The organism is bacterium (assembly GCA_040755795.1).
GTDB lineage: Bacteria > UBA9089 > CG2-30-40-21 > CG2-30-40-21 > SBAY01 > JBFLXS01.
Genome location: JBFLXS010000236.1, coordinates 1 through 6235, shown reverse-complemented (window position 1 = coordinate 6235; position 6235 = coordinate 1). Strand labels below are relative to the sequence as shown.

2 protein-coding genes are annotated in these 6235 nt (G+C 35.2%); both read left to right on the top strand.

Annotated features, from left to right (window positions below; genetic code table 11):
- Positions 1-233: 233 nt before the first annotated feature.
- Positions 234-2066 carry a glycosyltransferase family 39 protein gene (locus AB1414_13620; protein MEW6608460.1) on the top strand — a complete coding sequence of 611 codons (1833 nt, stop codon included), beginning with the start codon at positions 234-236 and terminating at the stop codon, positions 2064-2066.
- Positions 2067-2165: 99 nt separating this feature from the next.
- Positions 2166-6235, top strand: a 4070-nt coding sequence (locus tag AB1414_13615) for an FG-GAP-like repeat-containing protein (protein ID MEW6608459.1), incomplete at its 3' end; no start/stop codon positions are given.

The following is a 6235-nucleotide window of genomic DNA, read 5'->3' as shown; positions in this document are numbered from 1 at the left end:
AATTGTTTTTGGAACTATTAGGGATAAGAAAATGAACCGCAGAGACGCAGAGATACAGAGAGGAAACCAGGAGGATAATAATATCTCCGCGGACTCTGTGCTTCGGCGGTGAACAGTTACAAATTTTAATGCAGACCTATTTACAACTTTGTTCTTTGACAATTTAAGATGGTTTTTTGTGTTGACAGAGGAAAGAAAGGAGTGGTATAATTGATAAGAGATGAGGTGGAGATATGGGGAAGAAGAAAAAGAAGATAAAGAAAATTAATCAAAAAATAATAATTAAAGATTCCTTAAAGAATCGATTATTTAAAAGAGAGAATTATATTATAGCAAGTATCCTTGTTCTTGCTTTTGTTCTTCGGCTAATTCATCTTTTGCAAATGCAAAGTAATTATCCTGAATTTTACTCCCCTGATGCAGGAACAGATATGGGTATGTATGATAAAGCTGCTCTGGAGATACTTAATGGTAATCCTATAAAAGGGCCATTTTATTATAATCCTTTATATTATTATTTCTTAGCCTTAAATTATTATCTATTTGGACATAACCTATTTACAATAAGACTAATTCAAGTACTATTAGGAATTATTGCTGGTTTAGTAACATATTTTATCGCTAAAACAATATTCAATAAAAAAGTAGCGATAATTTCTCTTTTGCTTTATGCCTTATGTGGGTATCTTATATATTATGAAGGAGTACTTTTATCAATAAGTTTAACTACATTTTTATGTGTTACTTCTGTTTGGTTTTTTCTTCAAGCAAGGGAGAGAAAATCAAATAAAAGATTTATCATTGGAGGTATGTTATTAGGACTGGCGACTCTTTCTCAACCTAATACTATTCTTTTTCTTCCATTTGTTCTTTTATGGATATTATTAGAGTTGAAAGAGGAAGTAATAAAAAGAAGATTACAAAGATGTGCTATTGTTCTTTTAGCCTGTTTTGCTACTATTTCTCCAATTACTATTAAGAATTACATTGATTCAGGAAGATTTGTTTTAATCACAACAAGTGGTCCTTTTAATTTTTGGATAGGTAATCATGAAGATTCTTTAGGTTATTTTAGTAGTTATGAAGATTTGATTAGTCTGGAAAAGAAGATAAAAGAAGAGGGTGAGAAATTCTATATCAGAGATGTATTAAAATTTATTAGGGAAAAACCAATAGATTATCTCTGTCTACTTGGGACGAAGATATATTTATTTTGGGGGAAATGGGATGTTCCACACCAAGTATGGTACTTTCAGGGAAGACTCTTTTCTCCTTTATTAAAAGCTCCATTTATATTTAATTTTGACATTATATCTATATTGGGCCTATATGGAATACTCTTTTCTTTTAAGCGGCTGTTAAAAAAAACATTATTACTTAATTTATTTATTATAGGATATAGTTTTTCAGTAATAATTATGGTAATTCATGGAAGGTATCGTGCTCCGATAGTTCCTTTTCTCATAATATATGGTGGTTTTATGTGTGTTAATTGGTGGGAAAATTTAAGAGAAAGAAAATATTGGAATTTATTTTACTCTTTTATAGCATTGCTCACATTAATATTATTTATAAATATGGATAAAATTATTTGCATTACTCACCCTAAAGGGATATATGTTGAAGGAAATGATAGACTTATTATTAAAGATAATAATGATAGGTATGAAGATACATTAATTACTTTGGATCCTATGGGTAAAAGGGTTAAAAAAGAATTTATAATAGATAAAGAGACTACTAATTTCAACCAAGCATGTATTACAGGGTATTTTGGGGTGGATAAAAATGAGATAATTTTTAATATTAATGGATACGATACTCAGAAAATAAATGTTGATTCATCTTCATTCTTTCAAACGATAAGAGTCCAGTTTAATAGTGATATTCTAAAAAAAGGATTAAATAGTATTGTTATTAGGAGTACACAAAATTCGTTAAAAATACCCATCGATAATTATTATAATTATGGAAGATCCTATTTTTCTTCTGATGGAATTCATTGGCAAAAGGTAAATGGGGAATATATAATTCAATTAGAATTAATAAAAAAAGAGAAAATATAAGAAGAATTTTCAAGAAAAAAGTAGTTGAGATATAAATATTGCAAGGAATTTCTGACCTTACAAAAGTCTTTATTTTTAAATAGGAGGAGGAAGAGAATTATGATATATCGGATACAAATGATAATTTATTCTTTACTTGTTGGTTTTTGGTTTCTGTTTTCTGGTGAGGTAAAGGCAAATACATGGACACTAACTACCTTAGGGGATTTTATGAGAGGAAAGCAGGAGCAAGTAACTTGTGGGGTATTACCTATGGAGATTTACATGGTTTCTAAGGATGTAGATTTAAAATTGGCTACTGTAGAGGCAAACTGGTATTGGAGTTCCTGGAATGCTCCGGATGTAGGATATTATGCAAGTCCTGCCTTTTGTGACTTAGACAATGATGGAGACTATGACCTCTTGATTGGTGAATCTAATGGTAACTGTTATGCCTATGAGAATGCAGGTAGCAATATAAACCCTATTTGGACAACAAAGTCTGCATGGAATGCTCCAAATGTAGGGCGGTATGCAAGTCCTACCTTTTGTGATTTAGACAATGATGGAGACTATGATCTTTTAATTGGTGAAGAATGTGGTATCTCCTATGCTTATGAAAATACAGGTAATAATATAAATCCTACTTGGACAGCAAAGTCTGCATGGAATTCTCCAGATGTAGGACAGTACGCAAATCCTGCCTTTTGTGACTTAGACAATGATGAAGACTATGACCTTTTGATTGGTGAAGGATACGGTACCTCCTGTGCTTATGAGAATACAGGTAACAAAACAAATCCTGTTTGGACAACAAAGCCTGCATGGAATGCCCCAGATATAGGATGGAATGCAAGTCCTGCCTTTTGTGACTTAGACAATGATGGGGACTATGATCTGTTGATTGGTGAGGTAATGGTAAATGGCATCTCCTATGCTTATAAAAATACAGGGAGTAAGACAAACCCTATTTGGACAGAAATGCCTAACTGGAATGGTCCAGATGTAGGAAGTGGTGCAAATCCTGCCTTTTGTGACTTAGACAATGATGGAGACTATGACCTTTTGATTGGTGAAGGATATGGTATCTCCTTTGCTTATGAAAATACAGGGAGTAATTCAAACCCTATTTGGGAACATAAACCTGGTTGGGATGGTCCAGATGTACACGATAGGGCAAAACCTATTTTTTGTGATTTAGATAATGATAGAGATTATGATCTTATGATTTATACTATTGCTTATGAAAATACAGGGAGCAATACAAACCCTATTTGGACAGCAAAGCCTGTCTGGAATACTCCAGATGTAGGATATCAACCATGTCCTGCCTTTTGTGATTTAGATAATGATGGAGACTATGACCTTTTAATTGGGTCAAAGGATGGTAATTGTTATGCCTATGAGAATATAGGTAACAATGCCAATCCTATTTGGACAGCAAAGATATCCTGGAATGTCATAAATGTAGGTGAATGGCCAAGTCCTACCATTTGTGATTTAGATGGTGATGGAGACTATGATCTATTGATTGGTGATGATTACGGTAACTCCTTTGCTTATGAAAATACAGGTAACAGTACAAACCCTATTTGGACAGCAAAGCCTGCTTGGGATGGTCCTCGTGTGGGAGGCTATGGATGGGGCGCAAAACCTGCTTTTTGTGATTTAGATGGTGATGGAGACTTTGACCTTATGATTGGTCAAAGGGATGGTAGCCCCTGTGCCTATGAAAATATAGGCAGTAAGACAAATCCTATTTGGAGAGATAAGTCTGATTGGAATACACCCTATGTGGGAGGAGAAACAAAACCTGCTTTTTGTGATTTAGATGGTGACGGAGACTTTGACCTTATGATTGGTGCAGTAAGTGGAAAATCCTGGAGTATTGAAAATATTGCTACGCGTTTCACAATAGGAACTTTTACCTCCTCTGTTTTTGGTAGCACAACTAACACTTTAGATTGGGATATAATATCATGGACAGAAACAAAACCACCCAATACTAATATAGTGATAGAAGTAAGGATTGGTAATACACCTATTCCTGATGAAAATTGGTCAGAATGGAATCTTGTTACCAATAGCACTGCAATCCCAAATTCCAATTCCAAATATATTCAATTAAGAGGTATCCTTTCAACCACAGACTTATCTCAAACTCCAATGATTCATAATATTACCCTGAGTTACCATTTCCCTCTACCAATTATCTTAGTTTCTCCTACCGCTGGTCAAGTTGGGACACTTGTTACAGTAGTGGGTACTGACTTTGGAGCAACAGAAGTAATCAGAATAGATTTTGGTACTATTCGTACTATCACCAGTATTATTACTAATGCATCAGGTACATTTACCACTGTTTTTACTATTGATACCCAACCTTATGGTACTACTACAATTATTGCTACAGGTCTTACTTCTGGTTCAAAGGCTCATGCTACTTTCTTCGTATTGCCAAATATTAGTTTACTCACACCTACTGAAGGCACAGTTGGTATGACAGTTACAATTGCTGGTAATGGTTATGGAAAAACTGAGGATATAGTGATACATTTTGGCACTATTCGCTCTATTGCTACTTCTATTGCCAGTGATGCGGGGACTTTTTCTACTACCTTTACTTTTCCTTTAATGGTACGAGGGACGAAGACTGTTACTGCTACTGGGTTAAAGACTCTGGTATCTGCTACAGCCTTCTTTAATGTATTATGCAGTACACGATTAGAGATTGAGCCCAAAACAAAAATCGTTGCTAAAAATGATGAATTTGGTTTAGATATCTGGTTAAAAGATGTAGTGAATTTAGCTGGACTTGATGTATTCCTTGACTTTGACCATAATCGTTTAGAGGTATTAGATGATAATCCAGCAGAAGAGGGCATACAAATTACTCAAGGAGATTTCCCTCCACAGGCATCATTACTTTATGCCGGTGCTACTAATACTACAGGACAGATTGCCTATAGCCTGATTTTAGTCCCTGCTACTAATACCGCCACTGGCTCAGGGATATTAGCCAGGATTAGATTTAAGGCTAAAGCACCAGGGACTGCTACTATCTCCTTTGTCTTTGATAAACCTGATAACCGTTACACAGTGCTTAAAGATAGTGATAATCAACCTATTCCAGTTACTACCTATGGAGGCACTGTCACTATCTTCGAATATGGCAGTATGGAAGGATATGTCATCATTGACCCACCAAAGGATACAGGCACTAATGCCGGCATTTCAATTACCCTTGCCGGCGTAGGAACAACAAGTACCGGGATAGGCGGTTATTATACATTTCCGGAGGTTATCCCGGGGAGTTATACCTTGCAAGCCGATACATCAGGTGTATCTCCCGGGACTATTACCGGGATAGTAGTTTATCCTGGAACAAAGACGCAAGTGGCTACGCTTATCCTTTTAAATGGTGATTCTAATAATGATGGGGTAGTAGATATTGAGGATTTTATGGTCTTACGAAGTGCCTATCTTTCAGTAATAGGAGATGAAAGATGGAACGAGGAATCGGATTATAATGGAGATGATAGGATAAATATAGATGACGCTATGATTTTACGAAATAGTTTCTTTAAGACACAACCATCACCTGCTCCTGCACCGCCAGCACCTGCTCCACCAGTTAAACTACCTGGAAAACTTGCTAAAACTAAACTAATATTTAACCCTAATGTAGTTGATACATTTGTAGGTGCTACATTTAGTGTCAGGGTGATGCTTGAAGAGGTGGAAGATTTAGCCGCCTGTCAGGTACAATTCTCCTTTGACCCTAATCTTTTAGAAGTAATTAATCTGACTACCGGTAATATAGGTCTTCCGGTGATTAAATCTCAATTTGGAGTTGGCACGGTAGATTATGCCGCTGGATTATTAGAAGGAAAGGTATCTGAGAGTGGTATATTAGCTGAGATTGAATTTAAAGTAAAGAATCCAGGCATAACTTATCTCACTTTTGATTTTAATCCGACAACACATCGCATGACTAAGATGCTAAATATAAATAGCCAGCCTATATTATTTGATGTCAATGAAGTTAAAGTTAATGCTAAAGCTATTTCTCCATTAGACCATTTTGAATTTGATAAGATTGACTCACCTAAAGTTAATGGGATACCGTTTAATGTTAAGATAAAGGCGTTGGATGTAGGTAATAATTTAGTTGACTATAATGATATAGG